This is a genomic window from Caulobacter sp. GW821-FHT10C03 (genome assembly GCF_059415485.1).
Genome location: NZ_JBWKNI010000013.1, coordinates 15,477 through 36,834 on the forward strand (window position 1 = coordinate 15,477; position 21,358 = coordinate 36,834).

Sequence of the window (21,358 nt, forward strand, 5' to 3'; positions counted from 1 at the left end):
GAGAATTTCGTGAGGAAGGAAGCCGTCGGGAAGGGAAGCCGATTAGGCTTCGACCACGCCCAGGACGTCGCTTTCCTTCATGATCAGCAGGTCCTTGCCGTCGACCTTCACTTCGGTGCCCGACCACTTGCCGAACAGGATGCGGTCGCCGGCCTTCAGGTCGAGAGCGACCAGGTCGCCCTTGTCGTTGCGGGCGCCGGGGCCGACGGCGACGACTTCGCCTTCTTGCGGCTTTTCCTTGGCGGTGTCGGGGATGATGATCCCGCCCTTGGTGGTGGTTTCTTCTTCGACGCGCTTCACGAGGACGCGGTCGCCCAGGGGACGAAATTTCATGTGTCTTCTCCGTCGGAACGGTTTCTGTAAAAGGCTTCGTTAGGCCGAGGGAGCGTCGCTGTTAGCAGTCGCTCCCATCGAGTGCCAACGCCAGGCACGAGTTAGGCGCCGGTCCTTGGGGAGTCAAGGACGACGCCGGCGAACTTTTTACGATCGCGGTAAATGGCGCGGTGCAACGAGGGCGAAAAGGGAGGGTCTTCGATGTTCGATCATCTGGGGTTCGATGTGGCCGATTTCGAGCGCTCGGCTGCTTTTTACGACGCGGCCCTGGCGCCGCTGGGGATCAAGCGGCTTTACACCGTGCCCAAGGAATATACCGGCGGCATCGACGCGGTCGGCTACGGCGCCCAGCGTCCGCAGTTCTGGATCTCGGGCGGCGGCGGGACGAGCGGCAAGCTGCACGTCTGCTTTTCGGCCAAGACCAGGGCCGAGGTCGACGCCTTCTACGCGGCGGCGCTCGAGGCCGGCGGGACCGACAACGGCGCGCCCGGACTTCGCCCTCATTACCACGAACATTATTACGGCGGCTTCGTTCTGGACCCGGACGGGTTCAATGTCGAAGCCGTCTGCCACGCGCCCGCCTGAGTCCCGCCCGTCTGAGTCCTTTTCCGGAGACCGCCCCTGATGTCGAGCTACGCCCTGTCGCTGATCCTGGCCGTGGTCGCTTGCGTGATCGGGGGCGTGCTGGGCGGTCTGGTGCTGGCGCGGCCGGACTCGATGCTGGGCCTGGCCGGTCTGAAGAGCGAGGAAGAGAGCGCCGCCGTCACCGAGGGACGGGCCTTCGGCGGCCTGCTGATCGCCTCGCACGGCGCGGCGGCGTTGTTCCTGGGCTGGCAGTCCAGCGCCGGCGCGGCCATGGCCCTGGTGCTGGCGGTGGCCTGGTTCGGCGCGGCCTTCGGGCGCTTCGTCTCCATGCTGATGCAGAAGGCCGGCGGCCGCTTCAACTACGGCAGCATCGTCCTGGACCTGCTGATGGGGATCACCCTGGCCCTGCCGTTCTTCAACCAGGGCGCCCTGCCGCTGCATCGCGTCGGCGCCAGCATGCTGGTCTAGAGCCCCGGCCGCGCGCCCTCGTGCGCCAGCAGCCAGGCCTTGCGTTCGATGCCGCCGCCGTAGCCGGTCAGCGAGCCGTCCGCGCCGACCAGGCGATGGCAGGGCACGACGATGCTGAGCGGGTTGGCGCCGTTGGCCGCGCCGACCGCGCGCACGGCCGCCGGGCGTCCGATGCGGGCGGCGAGGCCGGCATAGGTCAGGGTCGTTCCCGCCGTCACCTCGCCCAGGGCCCGCCAGACGCTTTGCTGGAAGGCCGTGCCGCCGGTCGCCCAGGGGATGGCCGACAGGGTGGCGAGGTCTCCCTCGAAATAGGCCGCCAGCGCCTGGCGGATCGCGGCGGGCGCCGGGCCGCTCGCCAGCGGCGTCTGGCCGTAGTGCAGCCGCAGCAGGCGGTGCAGGCGATCCTCGTGATCGTGGAAGTCGGCGGCGCGCAGCCGGCCGTCCTGGTCGGTGACCAGCAGCATCTCGCCGATCGGGCTTGGCGCGCGGTCGAGGATGAGGCGAGGGGTCGGCGTCGGCATGGCGACATTATGGCGGGGTCAGCCTTCGGTGTCCGCCCGCTTCTTGCGATCCCGCGTTTCTCTTGCGACGGTTGAATGACCGTCTGCATTGCGTCGCATTTGGAGAATGTCAGTTCGCCGACATAAGGATTGGAAATTTGTCGTGTCTCTGACTTACTGAAAACTTCGCCGTTCAGGTGCGACATTATGCGCACGAAAACTGGTTGAATACATGTCGGTTAAAGGCCGATTCACTACACCGATTACGATGTCGTCAACCGCGCCGGCCGCCCAATGCCCTCGAAGTCGGGAGGCCTTTGGGCATGGCGTGGAACAAGCATTGGATGGTGGCTGGTGCGGCGGTGGTCGCCCTGGCCATGGGTGGGCTGGCGACAGCGCGCCAGGAGCGTGAAGCGCCGGGCGTCAGCCTGGCCCAGGACGTGGTGGCCGCGGCCAGCGCCTTCGAGACCTACACCCGCGGCGCCGGCGCGATCTCGCCCGCGGCCTTCACCGACGGCGAAGGCGTCGCCGGGGCCCTGAAGGCCGGCGCGGCCTACAAGGCCGAGCAGTTCGAGGCCGGCATGATCGCCTACGGCGCCATCGCCGCCCTGCAGGAGCCGACCTTCCTGGAGGGCGTGCGCCGCGCGGCCCGAGAAACCTCGCGCGAAGCCCTGGTCGAGCGCCTGCTGGCCTCGCCCGAGAGCGTCGTCGAGATCGAGGGCGTCGGCCTGGCCGCCGCCCGGGCCCAGACCGCCCTGCAAGGCCGGGGCGCGCCCCTGGCCGTCGCCGGCCGCTCGGTCAAGCAGTCGGCCTATGACATCCAGCGTCAGACCTGGTCCAAGGGCGCGGTCGCCGACAACGCTGGCCGCCTGGCGCGGGTCAAGCAGCTGTCGGCCACGGTGTTCACGCCCGGCCGGGACGACGCCGGCCGGCTGATCCAGGCCGCGACCGGCGCGGGCGGCGGCGGCTTCGCCGAGGGCGGCCGCGTGTTCACCCCGGTGACGGTGCGCTCGGCGGCCCTGGCGGCCCTGGCCGTGCTCGACGCCGCCGGCGACGCCGACGTGGCCCGTCTGGCCCCGGTGCTCAGCGAGAAAAAGGCCAACTTCTGCATGAAGATCGCCAAGCTGAACCTTTACCAGTGCCTGGCCGTCGCCGGTCCGCACTACGAGGACGTCTTCTGCCTGGGCCAGCACGCGCTGATCGACACGGCCCAGTGCGTCAACGACGCGGCGGGCGCCGGAGCGGTCGCGCCGGCCGCCGCGCCTTCGCCGCCGCCCCGTCCGCAGGGCTTCGTGATCCCGGTCGCCAGCGTCTCGCCGGCGGTGCTGGCCGAAGGCTCGCGCTGAGCCGGGCGTGAAGAAGGCTTGATCGGCGAACGCCGTCATCGTTAACCTTTCCCCCGGCGCAGGCCCCAGGGGACGGGGGCGGGGGGCGGGGATGAAGGCTCGGAAGTACGAACTGTTCGCGAGGGCCAGGCGCCCGCGCCCCAGCCGGGCGCGGGAGATCCTGGCCTATCCGGCCGAGGCCCAGTTCGTGTTCGACGCGGGGACGCCGCCGGCGCGTCCGGCCCGGGCCGACCAGGGCGACCTGCTGGACGCCTATTCCAACGCCGTGGTCCGGGCCGTCGAGACGGTCGGCCCCAGCGTGGTGCGCATCCACCCGATGCTCGACGACCCCAACCTGCAGGGCGTGGGTTCGGGTTTCGCCGTGGCCGAGGGCGGGGTGCTGCTGACCAACAGCCACGTGGTGCAGGGCGCGCGCCGCTTCGTGGTCATCACCGCCGACGGCCGCAGCCTGACGGCGCGCTGCATCGGCGATGATCCCGACACCGACCTGGCCCTGCTGAAGATCGACCAGCCCGTCGACCTGCCGCCGGTGCGGCTGGGCGATTCCAAGGCCCTGCGGCGCGGCCAGCTGGTCATCGCCATCGGCGCGCCGCTCGGCTTCGAGGCGACGGTGACCACCGGGGTGGTCTCGGCGCTCGGCCGGTCCCTGCGCGGCGAGCGCGGGCGGCTGATCGAGGACCTGATCCAGACCGACGCCGCCCTCAATCCCGGCAACAGCGGCGGACCGCTGGTGGCCTCCAACGGCGAGGTGATCGGCGTGGCGACCGCCGTCATCGTCGGCTATCCGGGCCTGTGCTTCGCCGTGGCCGCCAACACCGCCCGCTTCGTGATCGGCGAGCTGCTGGCCCACGGCCAGGTGCGGCGGGCCTCGATCGGCGTCGTCGCCCAGCAGGCCCCGGTGCCGCCGCTGCTGGCCCGCTCGACCGGGGTCACCCAGGGCTATGCGGTGTTCGTCGCCCAGGCCGACCCGGGCGGCCCCGCCGCCAAGGCCGGGGTGCGGGCTGGCGACCTGCTGATCAAGGCCGGCGAACGCCCTTTGACCGGCCTGGACGATATGCTGCGGGTGCTCGACCACGCCTGCATCGACGTGCCGACGCCCTTCGTGCTGATCCGCGAGGGCCGGCTGATGACCACGACGATCACGCCTCGGCTGAGGCGCAGGGGCGGCTAGTTCGCGCTCTCCGGCGTCGTCACCTTGAAACCGCGCGCCCGCAGGGTGTCGAGCACGCCGCCCTGGGCCACCAAGCTGCGCAGCGAGAAGATCGCCACCGCCTTGCCGGGCGTGTCCATCGCCAGGCTGATCGCCTCGACCTGGGCGGCCGAGCTCTTGCGCAGCCGGTCGGCGACGCCCGGCAGGACCATGGCGCAGCGCTCGCCCTGGCGCGGGACCGCGAGCGCGCCGCGCACGTCGCCCTCGGCCCAGGCGCGGGCGGCGCGGCGTATGGGCTCGGGGCCGGCCTCGACCTCGTCCAGCACGCCTTCCAGACAGGCCAGGCCCGCGGCGTCGGAATGCTGGGCGACCACGGCTTCGAGCAGCGGCGTGGCCTCGTAGATCGCCGCCGGCCGCATCGGAACCCTGTGCTTGCGGGCCAGGCGATTGATCGTGCGGTCCGGCTGACTGGTCGTCAGCCTGGCGTCGTTGCGGGCGGCGGCCGACAGCATCAGCCCCGCCCCCAGCGGCTTCCAGTCACGCCAGTCGCCGCTGGCGTGGGTCCTGTTCCAGGCCCGGTCGAGACGGGCCGCCAGGTCCGGGGCCACCTGCGTCAGGGACGAGCCGTCCTTCAACCGGCGGCGCGTCCTGAGGAAGATGGGCAGGTCCGCCAGCTGGGTGCGGTTCACCGCCGGGGTCAGCAGGACGAAGGCGCCGTCCAGCCGCCGGTCGAGCACCGAGGTGTCCCAGTCCAGGCGTTGGGGCACGCTGCCGGGGATGCCCAGCACGTAGATCGTCGTGTCGCCGTCGCTGACCTTCCACCAGGCCGGGCCGGGCAGCTTGGCCTGGACCACCAGGGACTCGACGACATTGGCCTCGGGGTCGTCGATGACCTGGGCGCATGCGCCGGAGGTCGCCGCCAGAGCCGTCAGGGCGGCCAGGATCAGGGTCAGTTTCCGCAAGATGTTTCCGCCTTCTGGCGCGCTTGGCCTCGTGTCACTCGCCCCGTGTCACTTGTCGGGCGTCACTCGTCCGGCGTGGAGACCTTCAGGCCCTTGGCCCGCAGCTGGTCGAGCACCCCATCCTGGGCCAGAAGCGAACGCAGTTCGATGACGGCGACGGCCTTGCCTGGTTTTTTCAGGGCCGCCTCGATGGCCTTCACGGCGTCGTCGCGGCCGTCGCGCAGCTCGCGGGCGATCGACGGGGTCGAGTCCAGGCAGCGCTGGAAGCCGCGATCGGCCGCGACCACGTCGCGTACCTGGCCCTCGGCCCAGCGCCGGGCGGTGACCTTGATGCCGCCTTCGCCGCTCTCGGCCTGGCGCAGGCCCGCGTCCAGGCACAGCAGCTGGAGGGGCTGCGGCGCGGTCGCCAGGGCCTTGATGGCGTCGGCGAGGCTGTAGCCCGAGAGGTTCTGGATGCGGGGACGCTTGGCCAGGTCGCGGCTCCTGGCGATGTCGCGGATGCGGTCGGTGACGCCGCCAACGCTGATCGAGACGCTGCCCTCCTGGTTGTTGGCGACCAGGAAGCCGGCGAAGGCGGGCTTGGTGTCGTCCATCGAGTCCGGCTTCTGCTTCATCGCCTTCAGTCGCGCCTCCAGGCGTTGGCGCAGGTCCGGCGGCAGGGTCTGGCGCATCGGCTGGTCGGAGACGAACAGCTTGCGGCCGCCCATGGCCAGGGAGATCAGGCGTACGACGCTGATATCGGCCTCCTGGCCCATGATCAGCACGTTGGCGCCGTCCAGCCGCCGGCGCAGCACCGACTCTTCGGCCTTGGTGTCGGTGGGGACCATGGCAGGAACGCCCAGCACGTAGACGGTGGTGTCGCCGTCGCTGACCTTCCACCAGGCCGGCCCGGGCAGGCGGGCGTTGACGATCAGTTCCTCGACGAGGTTCTCGTTGGGATCGACCCTTTGCAGCGCGATCGGCCCGGAGGCGTCGACCGCCTGCTGCGCCAGGGCGGGACCGGCGCAGAGGGCCAGGAGGAAAGCCGCGAGGGCGGGGGCTGCGGCGACGCGATGGATCACTATCTCTCGTCCTCGGCTTGTTCGGAATCGTTCTAGAATGGCGGTTCGTCGCAAGCTGAACCGTTCTCAACCGAGGCGGTCAAATTAAGTCGCCGCAATGCAGGCCCGTCCTGCGCCGAAAGTCCGTTCCATGCCGATCCGCCGCCTGCCGCCCGAGACCGTCAACCGCATCGCCGCCGGCGAGGTGGTCGAGCGGCCCGCGAGCGCCATCAAGGAGCTGGTCGACAACGCCATCGACGCCGGCGCGACCCGCATCGAGGTGGAAGCTCACGGCGGCGGCCTGACCCGGATCCTGGTCGCCGACGACGGCTGCGGCATGAGCGCCGAGGAACTGCCCGTCGCCATCGAGCGCCACGCCACCTCCAAGCTGGCCCCCGACGACGAGGGCCTGTGGGACCTGCTGCGCATCCACACCATGGGCTTCCGCGGCGAGGCCCTGCCGTCGATCGGCTCGGTGGCGCGGCTGCAGATCAGCTCGCGCGCCAAGGGCCAGCGCGAGGCCTGGTCGATCCTGGTCGAGGGCGGCCGCGTCGACGATGTCGCCCCCGCCGCCTTCGCCGGCGACAACGGCACCCGGATCGAGGTGCGCGACCTGTTCTACGCCACGCCGGCGCGGCTGAAGTTCATGAAGTCCGAGCGGGCCGAGGCCCAGGCGATCACCGAGGAGCTGAAGCGCCAGGCCATGGCCCACGAGTCGGTGGGCTTCTCGCTGGACATCGACGGCCGCCGCATCCTGCGCCTGCCGCCCGAGCATCCGGGGCCGCAAGGGCGCCTGGCGCGCCTGGCCGCTGTGCTCGGCCGCGACTTCCAGGACAATGCGCTGGAGATCGACCAGACCCGCGACGGCGTGCGGCTGTCGGGGTTCGCGGGGCTGCCGACCTACAACCGCGGCAACGCCGCCCACCAGTACCTGTTCGTCAACGGCCGGCCGGTGCGCGACCGGCTGCTGCAAGGCGCCCTGCGGGCAGCCTATGCCGACTTTCTCGCGAGGGACCGCCACCCCAGCGCGGCGCTGTACGTCACGCTCGACACCTCGGAGGTCGACGTCAACGTGCACCCGGCCAAGGCCGAGGTGCGCTTCCGGGATCCTGCGCTGGTGCGCGGCCTGATCGTCGGGGCCCTGCGCCATGCCCTGGCGGGCGCCGGCCACCGCGCCTCGACCACCACGGCCGCCCAGGCCCTGGACAGCATCCGGGCGCAGAACGTCTATCCCGGTTACCAGCCGGGTCCGTCGCCGGCCGGCTTCTCGGCCTGGCGCGAGGGCGGCTGGACGCCGCCGACCCAAAGGCCGATGGACCTGCCGGGGCTGTCGGACGTTTCGGCCCGCCACGAGGCGCGGCCGGAGGAGGCCTATCAGACGCTCGGTGGTGGATTTGCCGGGGGCGGCGTCGCCGAGGCCGTGCGCGAGGCGGCCTATGGCGGCTACGACGCGCCGCCGTCGGTGGCCTATCCCGGGCAGGACTACGTTCCGAGCCAGCCCTTCGACCCGATCGACTTCCCGCTGGGCGCGGCCCGGGCCCAGGTGCACGAGACCTATATCGTCGCCCAGACCCGAGACGGCGTCGTCATCGTCGACCAGCACGCCGCTCACGAGCGCCTGGTCTACGAGCGGATGAAGCACGAGATGGAGGCCGGCGGCGTCGCCCGCCAGACCCTGCTGCTGCCCGAGGTGGTCGAGCTGGATCCGGCCGAGGCCGAGCGGGTCGTGGCGCGGGCCGAGGAACTCTCTTCGCTCGGTCTGGTCCTGGAAAGCTTCGGTCCCGGCGCGGTGCTGGTGCGCGAGACGCCGGCCCTGCTGGGCAAGGCCGACGCGGCGGGCCTGGTGCGCGACATCGCCGACGATCTGGCCGAGAACGGCCAGGCCCTGGCCCTGAAGGAGCGCCTGGAGGAGGTCTGCTCGACCATGGCCTGCCACGGCAGCGTCCGCGCCGGCCGCCGCCTCAACGCCGCCGAGATGAACGCCCTGCTGCGCGAGATGGAAGCCACGCCCCACTCCGGCCAGTGCAACCACGGCCGCCCGACCTATGTGGAGCTGAAGCTCTCGGACATCGAGAAGCTGTTCGGGCGGCGCTGATTTCCTTCTCCCCTTGCGGGAGAAGGTGGCGCAAAGCGCCGGATGAGGGGTCTCTCAGACATGAGACGCTCCACCCGGCCTGACCGCTTTGCGCGGTTTCGAGTTCTGAGAGACCCCTCACCCGACCTCCTTCGGAGGCCACCCTCTCCCGCAGGGGGAGAGGGATCTAAGCCATGTGCGGATCCAGCGACTGCACGTCGTGCCAGTCGTGCAGCGGCAGCATCGGCCGGGCGAAGGGCGAGACGGTGGCCGGGGCGTGCAGCAGGTCGGTGACTTCGGGGCCGGTGACGAACGGCACCTCGTGGTCGACGCAGGCCAGCAGTTCGCGCCGGCGGGAGACGCCGGTGACGCCCTGCCAGATGCGCTTGCGGCGATAGGTCGGCCCCTCGCGCATGAAGCGGTCGATGGCCGCCAGCCGTTCGCCCTCCGCCGCGTCGGGCAGGTCGAGGGTGACGCTGCTGGCGAAGTCGGGCGGCAGGTCCTCGACCCGGAAGGCCGGATCGCGCACCCGCAGGTCCAGCCGCGAGAAATAGGGCGCCAGGAACGACTTGATCTGCGACAGCGCCGAGAACGACGGCGCGCGCGGGGTGTCGTAGATGCCGGCCGCCAGGCGGCCGCGCGCCGAGGCCGGCAGGGCCGAGAGGCCAACGGTCAGAAGGTTGCGACCGCTCGGCTTGACCAGGCTGGAGAAGCAGATCGGCACGAAGATCACGCCGGCTTCGTCGGCCTTCAGCAGGCCGGGCAGCGCCGCCAGGGCCGCCGCGTCGGCGTCCTCGGCCTCGGCGTGGACGTCCTGGTCGAAGGCGCGGCGCTCGACGAGGGCGTGCACGACGACGCTGCCGACGAACAGTTCGCGTTGCAGGTGATAGACGCCGCGGAAGCCCAGCGGGCCGGTCGGTTCGGGGCGCGAGACGATCTTGGGCAGGGCTTCCATCGGCGGCTCGCCGGCCACCGGTCCGCCGGGCGGGGCCAGGGAGACCACGCCGTCGGGCGTGACCTTGCAGACCCGGCCCAGGCCCTCGGGATAGGCTCCATCGACCATCAGGGCCCGTACGGCCGCCAGCGACATGCCGCCGAAGCGCATGACCTCGGCCTGGTCGCCCTCGACCAGCAGCAGGCTGACCTCGCCGTCGCCCTCGACGCCGAACAGCTTGCGCTGCATGTCGCGGGCCATGGCCTGAAGTTCGCGGGCGTCGAGCCGCGTGGCGCGGGGATCGGCCAGGACGAAGGTGAACGGCGCCACCAGGCCATAGCGGCGCGGATGCAGCCAGGTGGTTTCCAGATAGGCCCCGGCCACCTTGGCCACGAGGGCGGCCATGGCGTCGTTGTCCGCGAACCGGAGTTCGTCGCCGACGAAGATCTTCAAGCACGCTACGGCGGTCATGGGAGCAACCTTCGCGCGCGGTGGTTACCGACAGGCGCCTATGCGGTTGCGGCCAGACGTCGCACGAACCTCGATCTTGCCGACGCGTTGTGGCGAGGGAGGAGATCGTCATGCAGATCCATCGCGGCCGGCTGATCGACCACGTCCACCTGCGCGCCAGGGACCTGGAGGCGACCAAACGCTTCTACCGAGCGGTGCTGGAGGCGCTGGGCGTTCCTTTCGACGACGCCGAGGATCACCTGTCGGCCGACGAGTTGTGGGTCGACGCCGGCGAGCCGGCCACCCACGTGCATCTCGCCTTCCAGGCCGGCGACCAGGAGACCGTGCGGCGCTTTCACGCGGCGGGCCTCGCGGCCGGCGGACGCGACAACGGCGGGCCGGGCGAGCGGCCCTACCATCCCGGCTACTACGCCGCCTTCCTGTGGGATCCGGACGGCAACAACATCGAGGCGGTGTTCCACGGGCCGGCCAAGCGCTCGTCCGACAGCGTGGTGTTCACGTTCGAGACGCCTTAGGCGGCCGCCTCGGCGGTCCAGCCGTAGAGCGGCAGCTGGCCGCGCGGATAGGGCGCGACGGTGGTCGGCGCCTCGAGCAGTTCGGTGACCATGCCGCCGCTGACGAACGAGGCGCCCTGGTCCAGGGCGGCGGCCAGTTCGCGGGGGCCGCGCAGGTCGCTGACGCCCTGCCAGACCTGACGGCGGCGATAGAGCGGGCCGTCCTTCAGGAAGCGGGCGATGGCGGCCAGGCGGTTGGCCTCGGTGTCGCCCTCGGGGGTGAAGGTGATGCTGGCGGCCAGGGTCGGGGGCAGGTCCTCGACCTGGAAGGCCGGGTCGCTGACCCGCAGGTCCAGCCGGCTGAAATAGGGATCAAGGAACGCCTTGAGCTGGCGCAGGGCGGCCAGGGACGGGGCGCGGGGCACGCCGTAGACCCCCGCCGCCAGTCGTCCGCGCAGGTCGCCGGGCAGGGCGCGCAGGCGGCTTTCCAGTTCGGCCCGCAGGCCCGGCTTGAGCACCGAGGAAAAGCCGATCGGCACGTAGGCGACGCCGGTGTTGGGGCCGAGGGCGGCGATCGCGCCCTTGAGGATCGCCATGTCGTGCAGGGCGCGCTGGCCGTCGACATAGGTTTCGTAGGCGACGCCGGCATGGCCCGCCTCGCGCCAGACGGCGACGTTGCCGACGAAGAGCTGGCGGCCGGTGTGATAGACGCCGCGCCAGGCGACCCGGGCCGGCAGCGGGCGGGGGCACAGGCGGGCCAGGGCCTCCATGGTCGGCACGCCGGTGATCGGGCCGCCCATCGGCATGACCGAGCGCACCTCGCGCGGGGTGATGCGGCAGACGCGGCCGGCCAGGGAGGCGTCCTCCTCGCCGGACAGCAGCAGGGTGAGCTGGCGGGCGGGCAGGCCGGCGAAGCGCATGACTTCGTGCTGATCGCCCTCGAACATCAGCATGACGATCTCGCCGGCGTCGTCGTCGCCGAACAGGCGGTGCTGGAGAGCGCGGGCCAGGGCCTGGAGCTCGCGGGCGTCCAGCCGCGTGGCGCGCGGATCGGCCAGCACGAACGAGAACGGGGCCACCAGTCCATGGCGGCGCGGCGCCGTCCAGGCGGTCTTCAGGTGCTCGGCGGCGACCTTGGCCACGAGGGCGGCGTTACGCTCGGTCTCGGCGGGATCGTCCCCGACGAAGACCTTCAGGCAGGCGATGGCGGTCATGACGCACAGGTTGCGCGAACGAGGTTATCACGCGTTATAGGTCAGCTGCGACCCAGCGTCGCGAACGCCGGTTTTTGAAGTCTTCAGGCGGCTCGAAGCGGCAGTTCCTGGGTCGCGCCCAGGGCCGGCGGCTTGTCGAGCAGGGCGCTGACGGCGGGACCGGCCGCGAAGCGCAGGCCGGCGGCGCGGCAGGCGTCCAGTTCCTTGGCGCTGCGCACGCCCAGCACCGCCTGGCGCACGCCCTTGCCGCGATAGATCGACTGGCGCGAGGCGAAGAGGGCGATGGCCTTGATCCGCTCGGCGTCGGACTCGTCGCCCAGTTCCAGCGAGATGCTGGAGGCGATGTCGCCCGGCAGGGTGTTCACCGGGAAGTTCGGGTCGGAGATGCAGAGGTCGATGAAGGCGAACGAGCCCTGCAGGAAGCCGCGGATCTGCTGCAGCAGGCCCATCGAGGGCTCGCGCGGGGTGTCGTAGACGCTGGCCCCCAGACGCGGCTGCAGGTCGAGCGGGAAGCGCGACAGCCGGCGCTTGTAGGCCTCCTGCGAGGCCGGGGTGGTCAGGTTCCAGAAGCTGAGCGGCAGGAACAGCGCGCCGTCGCCGTTCTTGACCGTCGGGAAGCCGAACTGGGCGTCGTTGAGACCGGTGAGGTCGCGGGCCAGCAGGTCGGAATCCTCGGTCGGACGCGGCGCGGCGAGATCGGCCTTGTGGCCCAGCAGGGCGCCGACCACGGTCTCGCCGGGCAGGTGATAGATGGCGCTCCAGCCGGTGGTCAGCGGCGCGGCGGGCTTGGCCGGGGCGACGGGCGTGATGGGGCGGATCGGGGCGGGCGGCTTGGCGGCGGCTTTTGCAGGAGCGGGCGCCGGCTCGGGCGCGGCGGCCGGAGCGCTGGGCACCGCGCGGATTTCCTCGGCGGTGATCACCTGCACGTGGCCCGGAGCGCCGGAATAGCCGCGGCCGGCCATCAGGCCCGCCAGTTCGCCCTGCGACAGGCTGGCGAACTGCAGCACGGCGTTCTCGTCGCCCTCGAAGGTCATCAGGCAGACCTGGCCGCTCTTGCGGCCGGGGAACAGCGAGGTCTCCAGCTCGATGGCCAGGGCCTGCATCTCGGTGGGATCAAGCTGCTCGGCCTTGGTGTCGGCCAGCACGAAGGCCAGGGGCGCGACGACGCCGTAGCGGCGCGGGGCCTTCCAGCGATGCTTGAGGTAAAGGTCGGCCGCGACCTCTACCTGAGCAGGAGGAACGCTGGCGCCCGCCGTCTCCGCGGCGGTGAGCAGGATACGCAGGCAGGCAATGGCCGTCATGATCGGCAATCTGACGGCCAATGCTTGGCGAAATCCTTACAAAGCAAGGATAACGTCGGTTTTTCTTATTTCGCCCAGGTATAGCTGCGGCAGGTTGTCGCGATCGCTGGAAGCTCTACCTGACGACGACCCGCCGCGACAGGCTCAGACGAAGTCCTCGCTGAGGCGGAACTCCAGGCGCTGCTTGACGCCCGGCCAGTCGAAATCGGTGATCGAGAACACGGCCGTGTCGCGCACGTGGCCGGTCCAGGTGATCTTGTGGCTGCGCAGCACGCCTTCCTTGCTGGCGCCCAGCTTCTCGACCGCGGCCTGGCTGCGGGCGTTGCGGACGTCGATGTTGAACTCCACGCGGATGACGCCGGAGTCGAAGGCGTGGCCCAGCAGCAGGCGCTTGGACTCCGGGTTCACCGGGCCCGAGCGGGCGCTGGGGTGCAGGAAGGTCGAGCCGATCTCCAGGCCTTTGTGCAGGCGGCGGATGTTCAGATAGCTCGACGTGCCGACGATCTTGCCGTCCGACTTGCGGCGGATGGCGAAGCCGACGCGCTCGCCGCGGTCGCTCTCGCCCAGCAGTGCGCCCCACCAGTCCTCGAAGCCTTCGCCGCAGCCGTTGACCGACATGATCTCCCAGCTCTCGGGATCGCAGTCGATGGCGCCGCGCAGCTCGTCGCGCAGTTCGGGGGTGATGGGCTCCAGCCGGACGTAGCGGCCTTCGAGGGGCTTGATGGTCAGGTTCATGGCGGTGTTTTCCGCCAGGAGCGGGCGGCTGACAAGCCGCCAGGCGAGGATCCGGGGCCGAAGCGGCGGGATCGTTCAAAATGGCCCCGCATCGCCCGCTTGCCGCGCCCGTAAACTCGGTGTTACAACGTCTTCAAACAAGTGTTTGAACCAGGGATCGGGAACGCCATGGACTTCGACATCTCTCCCCGTCAGCGGGAATTCCTCGACCGGGTGAACGCCTTCATCGAGGACCACGTGCGGCCGGCGATCCCGACCTACGAAGCCGAGATGGACGTTCCCGCCGACCAGCGCTGGAAGGTCGTCCAGGTGCTGGAGGAGCTGAAGGGCAAGGCCAAAGCCGCCGGCCTGTGGAACTTCTTCATGCCGCCCCACAGCGGCCAGGTGCATGTCGATGACACTTTCGAGTTCGAGGGCGTGCAACTGACCAACCTCGAATACAGCCTGATCGCCGAACAGCTGGGCAAGATCGGCTTCGCTTCCGAGGTCTTCAACTGCTCGGCGCCCGACACCGGCAACATGGAAGTGCTGATGCGCTACGGCACGCTGGCGCAGAAGGAGCGCTGGCTGCGGCCGCTGATGAACGGCCAGATCCGCTCGGCCTTCCTGATGACCGAGCCGGAGGTGGCCAGCTCCGACGCCACCAACATCGAGACCCGCATCGAGCGCGACGGCGACGACTACGTGATCAACGGCCGCAAGTGGTGGTCCTCGGGCGTGGGCGATCCGCGCTGCAAGGTCGCCATCGTCATGGGCAAGACCGACCCGACCGCCTCCACCCACCAGCAGCAGAGCCAGATCCTGGTGCCGCTGGATGCGCCGGGCATCGAGGTGGTGCGCATGCTGCCGGTGTTCGGCTTCGACGACGCCCCGCACGGCCACGCCGAGGTGATCCTGAAAGACGTCCGCGTGCCGGTCGAGGACGGGCTGATCCTGGGCGAGGGCCGCGGCTTCGAGATCGCCCAGGGCCGCCTTGGCCCCGGCCGCATCCACCACTGCATGCGCACCATCGGCGCGGCCGAGGTGGCGCTGGAGAAGATGGTCAAGCGGCTGATGACCCGGAAGGCCTTCGGCAAGTACATCTCCGAGCAGTCGGTGTGGGAGCAGCGCATCGCCGAGGCCCGCATCGACATCGAGATGTGCCGCCTGCTGTGTCTGAAGGCCGCCGACATGATGGACAAGGCCGGCAACAAGGCCGCCCGGCTCGAGATCGCCATGATCAAGGTCGCCGCGCCGCGCATCGCCCTGAAGGTCATCGATGACGCCATCCAGGCCCACGGCGGCGGCGGCGTCACCACCGACTTCGGCCTGGCCAAGCTCTATGCCGGCATCCGCACCCTGCGCCTGGCCGACGGCCCCGACGAGGTGCACTGCCGCACGATCGCGCGGATGGAATATTCGAAGTACGGCGACCTGGCCTTCAAGCAGAAGGCCGAGCGCGAAGCGGCTCTGCACGTGCCGGGGATTCGCTAGGGCTTAGGAGCGGCCGCTTTAGCCATCTTGATCCTGGCGACGAGGAATCGGGCGTCGCCGATGGTTTCGAGCGGCGCCCGCTTCGTGCAGGCGCTGGCCCAGATCGCCTCGGTCGGGCCGCCCGCCACGACCGGGGCGGCGGGCTCGGTGACCTTCTGTAGAGCCGGCCCCGGTTCTTCGTCGCTAGCTTCGAACGGCCAGCGCCGCACGGTCTGGATCGCGAGCGTCTTGTCGCGGCAGTCGGCCTCGAAATCGCGGAAGGCGTAGGCGGGGCGGTCGTCGTGATTTTCCGGGACTGTTGAGGTCATGGTCCAGATGGACCGTCCTCTCACCTTGTCGTTCTTCTTATCGGTGAAGGTGGCGGCGGGCGATGTCAGCACCATGCGCTGCGGCCCCGACCATATGAGATCGTAGGACGCCCCCGCGCCCTGGGCCCGCACTGGAGTGTCGACGCTCATAGGGGCGGGGCTTATCAGAAGCGGAGCCTTGGGGCGGTGCGTGAAGGCGTCCGCCGCGTCAGCGTAGCCCAGTCGCCGCGCGCCTTCTTCCATCGTCGCGGCGATGTCCATCCCGCCCTGGGGCGCTTCTCCGCGACAGGCCTGACGAGCGACCGTCGCTACGGCGTCGTCGTCGAAAAGGAAGCGCCAAGCGTCCCAGGCGGGAGCTTTGGCGTTGGGGTTGCGATTCCCGGTGGCGGGGAGCCTTTCGATCCAGGCGTTTGACTGCGCGCGCCAGCCGCAATCGAGCCGAACGGCGATGAGGTTGGCGCGCCCATTGTTGGCCTTGGTCTCACCCGGTGTGAGGACCAGGGTCTCGAACTCCACCATGTCGCCGTTACGGACGATTGTGGCGGGGTTCCAGTAGGTCAGATTCTTTGACGTCGACGATGCGGCCGGCTCGGTCGGAAGCCAACCGGCCGCAGCCGGGGTGGCGGCCGCGAGCGCCGCGAGCAGGCCGACGATGGCAAATGTCTTCGACATGCGTCGGCGCTCCGCGGTTGAGCTTGGATGCTTAGTACGCCCGCTGCGGGAGTGGCAAGCGCCGTGCCGTCAGAACGTCGGCGCGACGATCGCCCGCGCCTGGGTCTCGTCGCAGCGGATCTGGTCGATCATCAACTCGATGCTGTCGAACTTCAGTTCGGGGCGCAGGAAGGCGATCAGCTGGGTTTCGATGACCTGGCCGTAGAGGTCCTCGTCGAAGTCGAACAGCCAGGTCTCCAGCCGGGTCTCGACCTCGCCGGTGGTCGGGTTGTTGCCGAGGTTGGCCACGCCTGGGATCACCCGGCCGTCGGGCAGGCGGGTGCGGGTGGCGTAGACGCCGAGCTTGGGCACCACGTAGTCGACGATCTCGACATTGGCGGTGGGGAAGCCCAGCTGGCGGCCCAGCTGCTGGCCGCGCCGCACCACGCCCTCGATGGCGAAGGGGCGGCCCAGGATCCGGGCGGCTTCCTCGGGCTTGCCGGCGCGCAGGGCCTCGCGCACGCCGGTGGACGAGAACTTCTCGCCGTCGCGGTTGGCCACGGGTTCGGCGACCGAGACCGAGAAGCCCAGTTCTTCGCCATAGGCCTTCATCGCCTCGGGGCTGCCGGTGCGGCCCTTGCCGAACGAGATGTCGAAGCCGACGGCCACGTGGCGGATGCCCAGGCCGTCATGCAGCACGCGCTCGGCGAAGGCCCGGTCGTCCAGCGTCGCCATCTCGAAGTCGAACGGCAGCAGGTAGAGGAAGTCGACGCCCAGGTCGCTGAGCAGGCGGGCTTGCTGCTCGACCGTCATCAGCCGGAAGGCCGGCTCGGTGGGGCGGAACAGGCGCCGGGGGTGCGGGTCGAAGGTGACCACGCCCAGCGGGACCTTCAGCTCGCGCGCGGCGCGGGCGGCCTCGGCGATCACCTGCTGGTGGCCGCGATGGACGCCGTCGAAATTGCCCAGGGCCACGGCCGCGCCCTTCTCCTCGGGGGAGACGTCCTTCCAGCCGTGGACGATCTTCAGGCGCACGCGCGGATCCATGCTCAGGCGCCCTTCTTCGGAACCAGGACCACGGCCTCGCCGTCGACCACGGCCTTCTTGCCGACGATGCAGGTGGTGGAGAGGGTGACGCGGCCCTTGGCCTCGTCGATGGCGGTGACCGCCACCTTGACCACGACGGTGTCGCCGATGCGCACCGGCCGCTTGAAGTTCAGCGATTGCGACAGATAGACCGCGCCCGGACCGGGCAGGCTGGTGCCCAGCGCCGCCGAGATGTAGCCGGCCGACAGCATGCCGTGGGCGATGCGTTCGCCGAAGCTGGTGCTTGCCGCATAGTCGGCGTCGAGGTGGACGGGGTTGGTGTCGCCGGTCACGTCGGCGAAGGCCTGGATGTCGGCCTCGCCCACGGTGCGGCTGAGTTCGGCGCTCTGGCCGACGCTCAAGTCCTCGAGAAAGAGACCCATGCGATCCCCGATCCTGCGTTCTTATTGCTCTTAGACGGGCTTTGTAGCGCGCCGGGCGGGGTTCACCAGACCAGATCGGCGATGGCGTGGGTCGCGCCGACGCTTTCGGCGGCCAGCAGCTTGGCCACGGCCTCGGGCGACAGCAGGCCGTCGGGGCCGAGGGCCTTCTCGCCGTGGATGCCCTTGGCGATGAACAGGCAGGCCAGCTTCTGGTTCTCGGCGCCCAGCACGTCGGTGATGACGCCGTCGCCGATGCACAGCACGCGCGAGCGATCCACCGGGCCGCCCTTCAGGCGTTCGGCCTGCGCCAGGGCCAGGTCGTAGATCGCCGCGAACGGCTTGCCGGCCATCACCACCTTGCCGCCGAGTTCCTCATAGAGGTCGGCCAGGGCGCCGGCGCAGTAGATCAGCTTGTCGCCGCGCTGCACCACCCGGTCGGGATTGGCGCAGATGAACAGCAGGCCGCGATCGGCGGCGACCTTCAGGCGGTCGCGATAGTCCTCGGGGACTTCGGTCTCGTCGTCATAGAGGCCCGAGCACAGGATGAAGTCGGCGTCCTCGCAGCCGGCCAGCGTCAGGTCGAGCCCGGCCCACAGAGGCGCGTCGCGGTTGGGGCCGACCTTCCAGACCTTCTTGCCGGCCTGGGGCGTCAGCAGCGAGCGGGTGGCGTCGCCGCTGGTGACGAAGGCGCTCCAGGCCTCGCGCTGCACCTTCAGGCCGTCCAGCTGCGACAGCACGTCGGGCGAGGGGCGGGGGGCGTTGGAGATCAGCACCACCGGGCCGTGGTCGCGGTTGAAGCGCTCCAGGGCGTCGCAGGCTTCCGGGAAGTTGCGCACGCCGTTGTGGATCACGCCCCATACGTCGCAGAGCACAACGTCGTAGCGGTCGGTCAGGGCGGAGAGGCCGGCGGGAAAGTCGATCATGGCAGGGCGGGTACCGGGCGAGAGTCCGAGCGTCAATGGCGGGCGAGCGGCGAGCCGGAGGGGCGCGGCCACGCTTCGCATGTGGTGATCACCCGCCAAGATATCAACAGCTTCTGTTGATAGGTATTTCGCTCAAAATGGGAAGTAACGTTGTTCGTTATTGTAGGTAATTTATCTACGGAATTTAATAATTTGCGATTCACCTTACAATAAGAAATGGCGACTATTTCTCATCGACAGGGGGCGGCGGAAGAATTCCGAGCCTATTTTGTAAGTGAGTTAGTATATTGCGTAACGTTGCTAAGAAGTCGGCTCTGTTTTGCTCGGCCGTCGTGATCTCGTTCTTCGCCGCTCAAGGCGCTTTTGCTCAGACCACGGTCAGCAGCGGCGGCACGGCCTCGGCCACCGGCTATGACTCGGTCGCCGTCGGCGATTACGCCACGGCCAGCGGCGATTACTCGAACGCCCTCGGCGAAAGCACCACGGCCAGCGGCTATCACGCCCTGGCGGTAGGCCACGGCGCCATCGCCAGCGGCACGGCCGCGATCCAGATCGGCGCGCACGGCGAGGCCTCGGGCGAATACTCGACCGTCGTAGGCAACTATTCCTCGGCGACCGGCGACTACAGCTCGGTGCTCGGCGCCAACGCCTACGCCACAGGGACCAACAGCGTGGCCATCGGCTACGGCTCGGTCGCCGACGAAGACAACACCGTTTCGGTCGGTTCGTCGGGCTCGACCCGCCGCATCACCAACGTCTCGGACGGCGTCAACAGCACCGATGCGGTGAACCTGGGCCAGCTGGAAAGCTACAGCGCCTCGACCCTGTCCAGCGCCAACGCCTACACCGACACGGCCGTGGCCGGCGTGGTCAGCACGGCCAACGCCTACACCGACACCGTCGCGGCCCAGACGCTGACGACCGCCAACACCTATACCGATACGGCCGCCGCCGCCGCCGTGACCACGGCCAACGCCTTCACCACGGCCACCGCCGCCACGACCCTGAGCTCGGCCAACGCCTATACCGACACCAAGGCCGCCGCGACGCTGACCGCCGCCAACGCCTATACCGACTGGCGCGTCGACACCCTGGCCACCCAGATGGACAACCGCATCAACGAGGTTTCCAGCCGCCTGAACGGCGTCGGCGCCATGAGCTCGGCCATGTCGATGATGGCCGCCAACAACGCCGGCCAGGGCGCGGGCCTGACCAACCGCCTGGCCGTGGCCGTCGGCGGCTATCGCGGCCAGGGCGCCATCGCCGTGGGCTACTCGCACAACAGCCGCGCCGTCAGCTACAACGTCGGCTTCTCGGCCACGGGCCGCGACGTGATGAGCGGCGGCAGCGTCGGCTTCGCCTGGTAATCCAGCCCCGATAATTCGGAGCGCAGAAGCGCCAGCCACGCAGAAGGCGTGAAACGACACGGCCCCGGAGCTTGCTCCGGGGCCTTTTCGCATCGGCGCTCAGGCCGCGTCGTGGAAGATCACGCCGAGGGTGCGCCTTGTTCCGCCGCGCACCTCGCTGACGCCGTGGCGCAGTATCCGGCGATGGACGCCCCGGCTCCCTTCCGCCGGCCGTTCGCGCACGGCGAAGATCACGCCCTCGCCCTGGGCCAGCGGCACGACCTGGGCGGCCGACTGCTGGCGCGGGCGCTGCTCGACCAGTACGAACTCGCCGCCTTCGAAATCGCGCCCCGGCTCGTCGAGCAGGAAGGCGGCCTGCAGTGGGAAGACGTGCTCGCCGTAGAGGTCCTGGTGCAGGCAGTTGTAGTCGCCGGGGCCATAGGTCAGCAGCAGGGGCGTCGGTCGCGCCTGGCCCGCGCCATGACAGCGGTCGAGCATCTCCTGCAAGCCGTCTGGAAAGCGGCGCTCCTCGCCCAGCCGCTGCATCCAGCCGTTGGCGATGCGGGCCAGCGGCGGATAGAGGCCGGCCCGCAGCTTCTGCACCGTCTCGGGCAGGGGATAGGCGAAGTACTTGTACTCGCCGCGCCCGAAGCCGTGGCGGGCCATGACCACCCGGCTGCGGAACGGCGCCTCCTCGGCATAGAGGCCGGCCAGGCGGCCGCAGGTCTCCGGCGTCAGCACCGGGCCCGTGGTCGCCCAGCCGCGGGCGTCGAGCTCGGCGGCGATGCGGGTCCAGTCCAGGTTCACGCGGCGTGTTCCCCTTGGGCGCCTTCCCGGGCCAGCAGGGCCTGCTTGCGCTCGACGCCCCAGCGGTAGCCGGACAGCCCGCCGTCCGAGCGCACCACGCGGTGGCAGGGCGTCAGCACGGCGACCGGATTGGCCCCGCAGGCCTGGGCCACGGCCCGTACGGCCGAGGGCCGGCCGATGGCGCGCGCCACTTGCGCGTAGGAGGCGGTGGTTCCGGCCGGGATGTCGCGCAGGGCCTTCCAGACGGCGCGCTGCAGGTCGGTGCCGCGTTCGTCGAGCGCCAGGGGGAGCGCCAGGTCGCCGGGGCGGCCGCTGTCGATGGCGGCGACCAGGGCGGCGAGGGCGGGGCCGGCGGCGGCGTCATCCTCCAGCAACCGGGCGCGGGGGAAACGGGCGGCCAGGTCCTCGCGCATCTCCGCGCGGTCCCAGCCCATGATCAGCAGGGCCAGACCCGTTTTGGAGGTCGCCGCCAGGGCCAGGCCCAGCGGCGTGTCGCCGAAGCCGTAAGCCAGGGTCTCGATCGGCTCGTCGGGCCGGCAGCGCAGGCAGGGACGCAGGCCCGCCGCCCGGGCGGCCTCGCGGGTGTCATGGAAGGCGACGTTCTTGCGCAGCGGACGGCCTGAGCAGCTGGGGCGGCAATAGACGCCGGTGGTGCGCACGCCGCAGAAGAAGGCGCCGTCGGCGGCGCGGTCGCGGCGCTCGATCGCGGCCCAGCGGGCTTCGTCGGTGGAATAGGCGGTGGTGAGATCGGCGGTGGTCATGTCGGGCTCCTTTCGG

At 70.1% G+C, this 21,358-nt stretch carries 22 protein-coding genes; 8 read left to right on the top strand and 14 right to left on the bottom strand.

Annotation, left to right across the window (positions count from 1 at the left end; genetic code table 11):
- Positions 1 to 42: 42 nt before the first annotated feature.
- Positions 43 to 333, bottom strand: coding sequence for a co-chaperone GroES (gene groES, locus AC07NG_RS16880; protein WP_110119081.1), 291 nt, complete (start codon positions 331 to 333; stop codon positions 43 to 45).
- Positions 334 to 534: 201 nt separating this feature from the next.
- Here groES and AC07NG_RS16885 point away from each other — a divergent pair, with 201 nt between their 5' ends.
- Complete coding sequence (locus tag AC07NG_RS16885) at positions 535 to 918, top strand: VOC family protein (RefSeq protein ID WP_494595230.1); 384 nt, start codon at positions 535 to 537, stop codon at positions 916 to 918.
- A 39-nt stretch (positions 919 to 957) separates the two neighbouring features.
- A complete protein-coding gene (locus AC07NG_RS16890) occupies positions 958 to 1,386 on the top strand; it encodes a DUF4345 family protein (protein WP_492853679.1) in 429 nt (142 codons plus the stop codon).
- Here AC07NG_RS16890 and AC07NG_RS16895 read toward each other — a convergent pair.
- Positions 1,383 to 1,907: a methylated-DNA--[protein]-cysteine S-methyltransferase gene (locus AC07NG_RS16895; protein WP_494595232.1), complete on the bottom strand. Its 525-nt coding sequence runs from the start codon at positions 1,905 to 1,907 to the stop codon at positions 1,383 to 1,385. The genes AC07NG_RS16890 and AC07NG_RS16895 overlap by 4 nt on opposite strands.
- A 302-nt stretch (positions 1,908 to 2,209) precedes the next feature.
- Here AC07NG_RS16895 and AC07NG_RS16900 point away from each other — a divergent pair, with 302 nt between their 5' ends.
- Both AC07NG_RS16900 and AC07NG_RS16905 read left to right on the top strand, forming a co-directional pair.
- Positions 2,210 to 3,232: a hypothetical protein gene (locus AC07NG_RS16900; protein WP_494595234.1), complete on the top strand. Its 1,023-nt coding sequence runs from the start codon at positions 2,210 to 2,212 to the stop codon at positions 3,230 to 3,232.
- Between the two features lie 91 nt (positions 3,233 to 3,323).
- Entirely contained in the window at positions 3,324 to 4,403 is a 1,080-nt protein-coding gene (locus AC07NG_RS16905; RefSeq protein WP_494595235.1) for a S1C family serine protease, read from the top strand.
- Here the strand turns inward: AC07NG_RS16905 and AC07NG_RS16910 are convergent.
- Entirely contained in the window at positions 4,400 to 5,344 is a 945-nt protein-coding gene (locus tag AC07NG_RS16910) for a TraB/GumN family protein (RefSeq protein ID WP_494595237.1), read from the bottom strand. The two genes, AC07NG_RS16905 and AC07NG_RS16910, sit on opposite strands and share 4 nt — an antisense overlap.
- A gap of 62 nt (positions 5,345 to 5,406) precedes the next feature.
- Entirely contained in the window at positions 5,407 to 6,405 is a 999-nt protein-coding gene (locus AC07NG_RS16915; RefSeq protein WP_494595239.1) for a TraB/GumN family protein, read from the bottom strand.
- 130 nt (positions 6,406 to 6,535) lie between these two features.
- Here AC07NG_RS16915 and mutL point away from each other — a divergent pair, with 130 nt between their 5' ends.
- Positions 6,536 to 8,479 (top strand): DNA mismatch repair endonuclease MutL, encoded by a 1,944-nt coding sequence (gene mutL / locus AC07NG_RS16920; protein WP_492853674.1) that lies wholly within the window; start codon positions 6,536 to 6,538, stop codon positions 8,477 to 8,479.
- A gap of 166 nt (positions 8,480 to 8,645) precedes the next feature.
- On the opposite strand, the gene AC07NG_RS16925 is transcribed toward mutL, so the two are convergent.
- Positions 8,646 to 9,863, bottom strand: a complete 1,218-nt coding sequence (locus AC07NG_RS16925; RefSeq protein ID WP_494595240.1) for a hypothetical protein — start codon at positions 9,861 to 9,863, stop codon at positions 8,646 to 8,648.
- Between the two features lie 110 nt (positions 9,864 to 9,973).
- Between AC07NG_RS16925 and AC07NG_RS16930 the strand changes: the two genes are divergently transcribed.
- A complete protein-coding gene (locus tag AC07NG_RS16930) occupies positions 9,974 to 10,378 on the top strand; it encodes a VOC family protein (protein WP_494595241.1) in 405 nt (134 codons plus the stop codon).
- On the opposite strand, the gene AC07NG_RS16935 is transcribed toward AC07NG_RS16930, so the two are convergent.
- The 3 genes from AC07NG_RS16935 to AC07NG_RS16945 form a co-directional block, all read right to left on the bottom strand.
- A complete protein-coding gene (locus AC07NG_RS16935; RefSeq protein WP_492853671.1) occupies positions 10,375 to 11,571 on the bottom strand; it encodes a hypothetical protein in 1,197 nt (398 codons plus the stop codon). The genes AC07NG_RS16930 and AC07NG_RS16935 overlap by 4 nt on opposite strands.
- An 83-nt stretch (positions 11,572 to 11,654) precedes the next feature.
- Entirely contained in the window at positions 11,655 to 12,872 is a 1,218-nt protein-coding gene (locus AC07NG_RS16940) for a hypothetical protein (RefSeq protein WP_494595243.1), read from the bottom strand.
- Positions 12,873 to 13,016: 144 nt separating this feature from the next.
- Entirely contained in the window at positions 13,017 to 13,607 is a 591-nt protein-coding gene (locus tag AC07NG_RS16945) for a GNAT family N-acetyltransferase (protein ID WP_487288147.1), read from the bottom strand.
- A 168-nt stretch (positions 13,608 to 13,775) separates the two neighbouring features.
- Between AC07NG_RS16945 and AC07NG_RS16950 the strand changes: the two genes are divergently transcribed.
- Positions 13,776 to 15,080: an acyl-CoA dehydrogenase family protein gene (locus AC07NG_RS16950; RefSeq protein WP_110119093.1), complete on the top strand. Its 1,305-nt coding sequence runs from the start codon at positions 13,776 to 13,778 to the stop codon at positions 15,078 to 15,080.
- On the opposite strand, the gene AC07NG_RS16955 is transcribed toward AC07NG_RS16950, so the two are convergent.
- The 4 genes from AC07NG_RS16955 to AC07NG_RS16970 all read right to left on the bottom strand — a co-directional run bounded on the left by AC07NG_RS16955 (position 15,077) and on the right by AC07NG_RS16970 (position 18,428).
- A complete protein-coding gene (locus AC07NG_RS16955) occupies positions 15,077 to 16,060 on the bottom strand; it encodes a hypothetical protein (RefSeq protein WP_494595245.1) in 984 nt (327 codons plus the stop codon). The two genes, AC07NG_RS16950 and AC07NG_RS16955, sit on opposite strands and share 4 nt — an antisense overlap.
- 69 nt (positions 16,061 to 16,129) lie before the next feature.
- Positions 16,130 to 17,071, bottom strand: a complete 942-nt coding sequence (locus AC07NG_RS16960) for a bifunctional riboflavin kinase/FAD synthetase (RefSeq protein WP_487288149.1) — start codon at positions 17,069 to 17,071, stop codon at positions 16,130 to 16,132.
- 14 nt (positions 17,072 to 17,085) lie between these two features.
- Entirely contained in the window at positions 17,086 to 17,505 is a 420-nt protein-coding gene (locus AC07NG_RS16965; RefSeq protein ID WP_487288150.1) for a MaoC family dehydratase, read from the bottom strand.
- A gap of 62 nt (positions 17,506 to 17,567) precedes the next feature.
- Positions 17,568 to 18,428: a TIGR01459 family HAD-type hydrolase gene (locus AC07NG_RS16970; protein WP_494595247.1), complete on the bottom strand. Its 861-nt coding sequence runs from the start codon at positions 18,426 to 18,428 to the stop codon at positions 17,568 to 17,570.
- Between the two features lie 287 nt (positions 18,429 to 18,715).
- On the opposite strand from AC07NG_RS16970, the gene AC07NG_RS16975 reads away from it, so the two are divergent.
- Positions 18,716 to 19,795 (top strand): YadA-like family protein, encoded by a 1,080-nt coding sequence (locus tag AC07NG_RS16975; RefSeq protein WP_494595249.1) that lies wholly within the window; start codon positions 18,716 to 18,718, stop codon positions 19,793 to 19,795.
- Positions 19,796 to 19,894: 99 nt separating this feature from the next.
- Here the strand turns inward: AC07NG_RS16975 and AC07NG_RS16980 are convergent, their stop codons facing one another.
- Together AC07NG_RS16980 and AC07NG_RS16985 are read right to left on the bottom strand one after the other, a co-directional pair.
- Positions 19,895 to 20,581, bottom strand: coding sequence for a 2OG-Fe(II) oxygenase (locus tag AC07NG_RS16980; protein ID WP_494595250.1), 687 nt, complete (start codon positions 20,579 to 20,581; stop codon positions 19,895 to 19,897).
- A complete protein-coding gene (locus AC07NG_RS16985) occupies positions 20,578 to 21,342 on the bottom strand; it encodes a methylated-DNA--[protein]-cysteine S-methyltransferase (RefSeq protein ID WP_494595251.1) in 765 nt (254 codons plus the stop codon). The genes AC07NG_RS16980 and AC07NG_RS16985 overlap by 4 nt, the downstream gene beginning before the upstream one ends.
- Positions 21,343 to 21,358 lie beyond the last annotated feature (16 nt).

Coding starts and splice junctions, on each gene's coding strand:
- groES (WP_110119081.1), bottom strand. CDS start 333: ATGAAATTTCGTCCCCTGGGCGACCGCGTCCTCGTGAAGCGCGTCGAA.
- AC07NG_RS16970 (WP_494595247.1), bottom strand. CDS start 18,428: ATGATCGACTTTCCCGCCGGCCTCTCCGCCCTGACCGACCGCTACGAC.
- AC07NG_RS16945 (WP_487288147.1), bottom strand. CDS start 13,607: ATGAACCTGACCATCAAGCCCCTCGAAGGCCGCTACGTCCGGCTGGAG.
- AC07NG_RS16935 (WP_492853671.1), bottom strand. CDS start 11,571: ATGACCGCCATCGCCTGCCTGAAGGTCTTCGTCGGGGACGATCCCGCC.
- mutL (WP_492853674.1), top strand. CDS start 6,536: ATGCCGATCCGCCGCCTGCCGCCCGAGACCGTCAACCGCATCGCCGCC.
- AC07NG_RS16905 (WP_494595235.1), top strand. CDS start 3,324: ATGAAGGCTCGGAAGTACGAACTGTTCGCGAGGGCCAGGCGCCCGCGC.
- AC07NG_RS16890 (WP_492853679.1), top strand. CDS start 958: ATGTCGAGCTACGCCCTGTCGCTGATCCTGGCCGTGGTCGCTTGCGTG.
- AC07NG_RS16885 (WP_494595230.1), top strand. CDS start 535: ATGTTCGATCATCTGGGGTTCGATGTGGCCGATTTCGAGCGCTCGGCT.
- AC07NG_RS16940 (WP_494595243.1), bottom strand. CDS start 12,872: ATGACGGCCATTGCCTGCCTGCGTATCCTGCTCACCGCCGCGGAGACG.
- AC07NG_RS16895 (WP_494595232.1), bottom strand. CDS start 1,907: ATGCCGACGCCGACCCCTCGCCTCATCCTCGACCGCGCGCCAAGCCCG.
- AC07NG_RS16965 (WP_487288150.1), bottom strand. CDS start 17,505: ATGGGTCTCTTTCTCGAGGACTTGAGCGTCGGCCAGAGCGCCGAACTC.
- AC07NG_RS16930 (WP_494595241.1), top strand. CDS start 9,974: ATGCAGATCCATCGCGGCCGGCTGATCGACCACGTCCACCTGCGCGCC.
- AC07NG_RS16955 (WP_494595245.1), bottom strand. CDS start 16,060: ATGTCGAAGACATTTGCCATCGTCGGCCTGCTCGCGGCGCTCGCGGCC.
- AC07NG_RS16900 (WP_494595234.1), top strand. CDS start 2,210: ATGGCGTGGAACAAGCATTGGATGGTGGCTGGTGCGGCGGTGGTCGCC.
- AC07NG_RS16950 (WP_110119093.1), top strand. CDS start 13,776: ATGGACTTCGACATCTCTCCCCGTCAGCGGGAATTCCTCGACCGGGTG.
- AC07NG_RS16985 (WP_494595251.1), bottom strand. CDS start 21,342: ATGACCACCGCCGATCTCACCACCGCCTATTCCACCGACGAAGCCCGC.
- AC07NG_RS16925 (WP_494595240.1), bottom strand. CDS start 9,863: ATGACCGCCGTAGCGTGCTTGAAGATCTTCGTCGGCGACGAACTCCGG.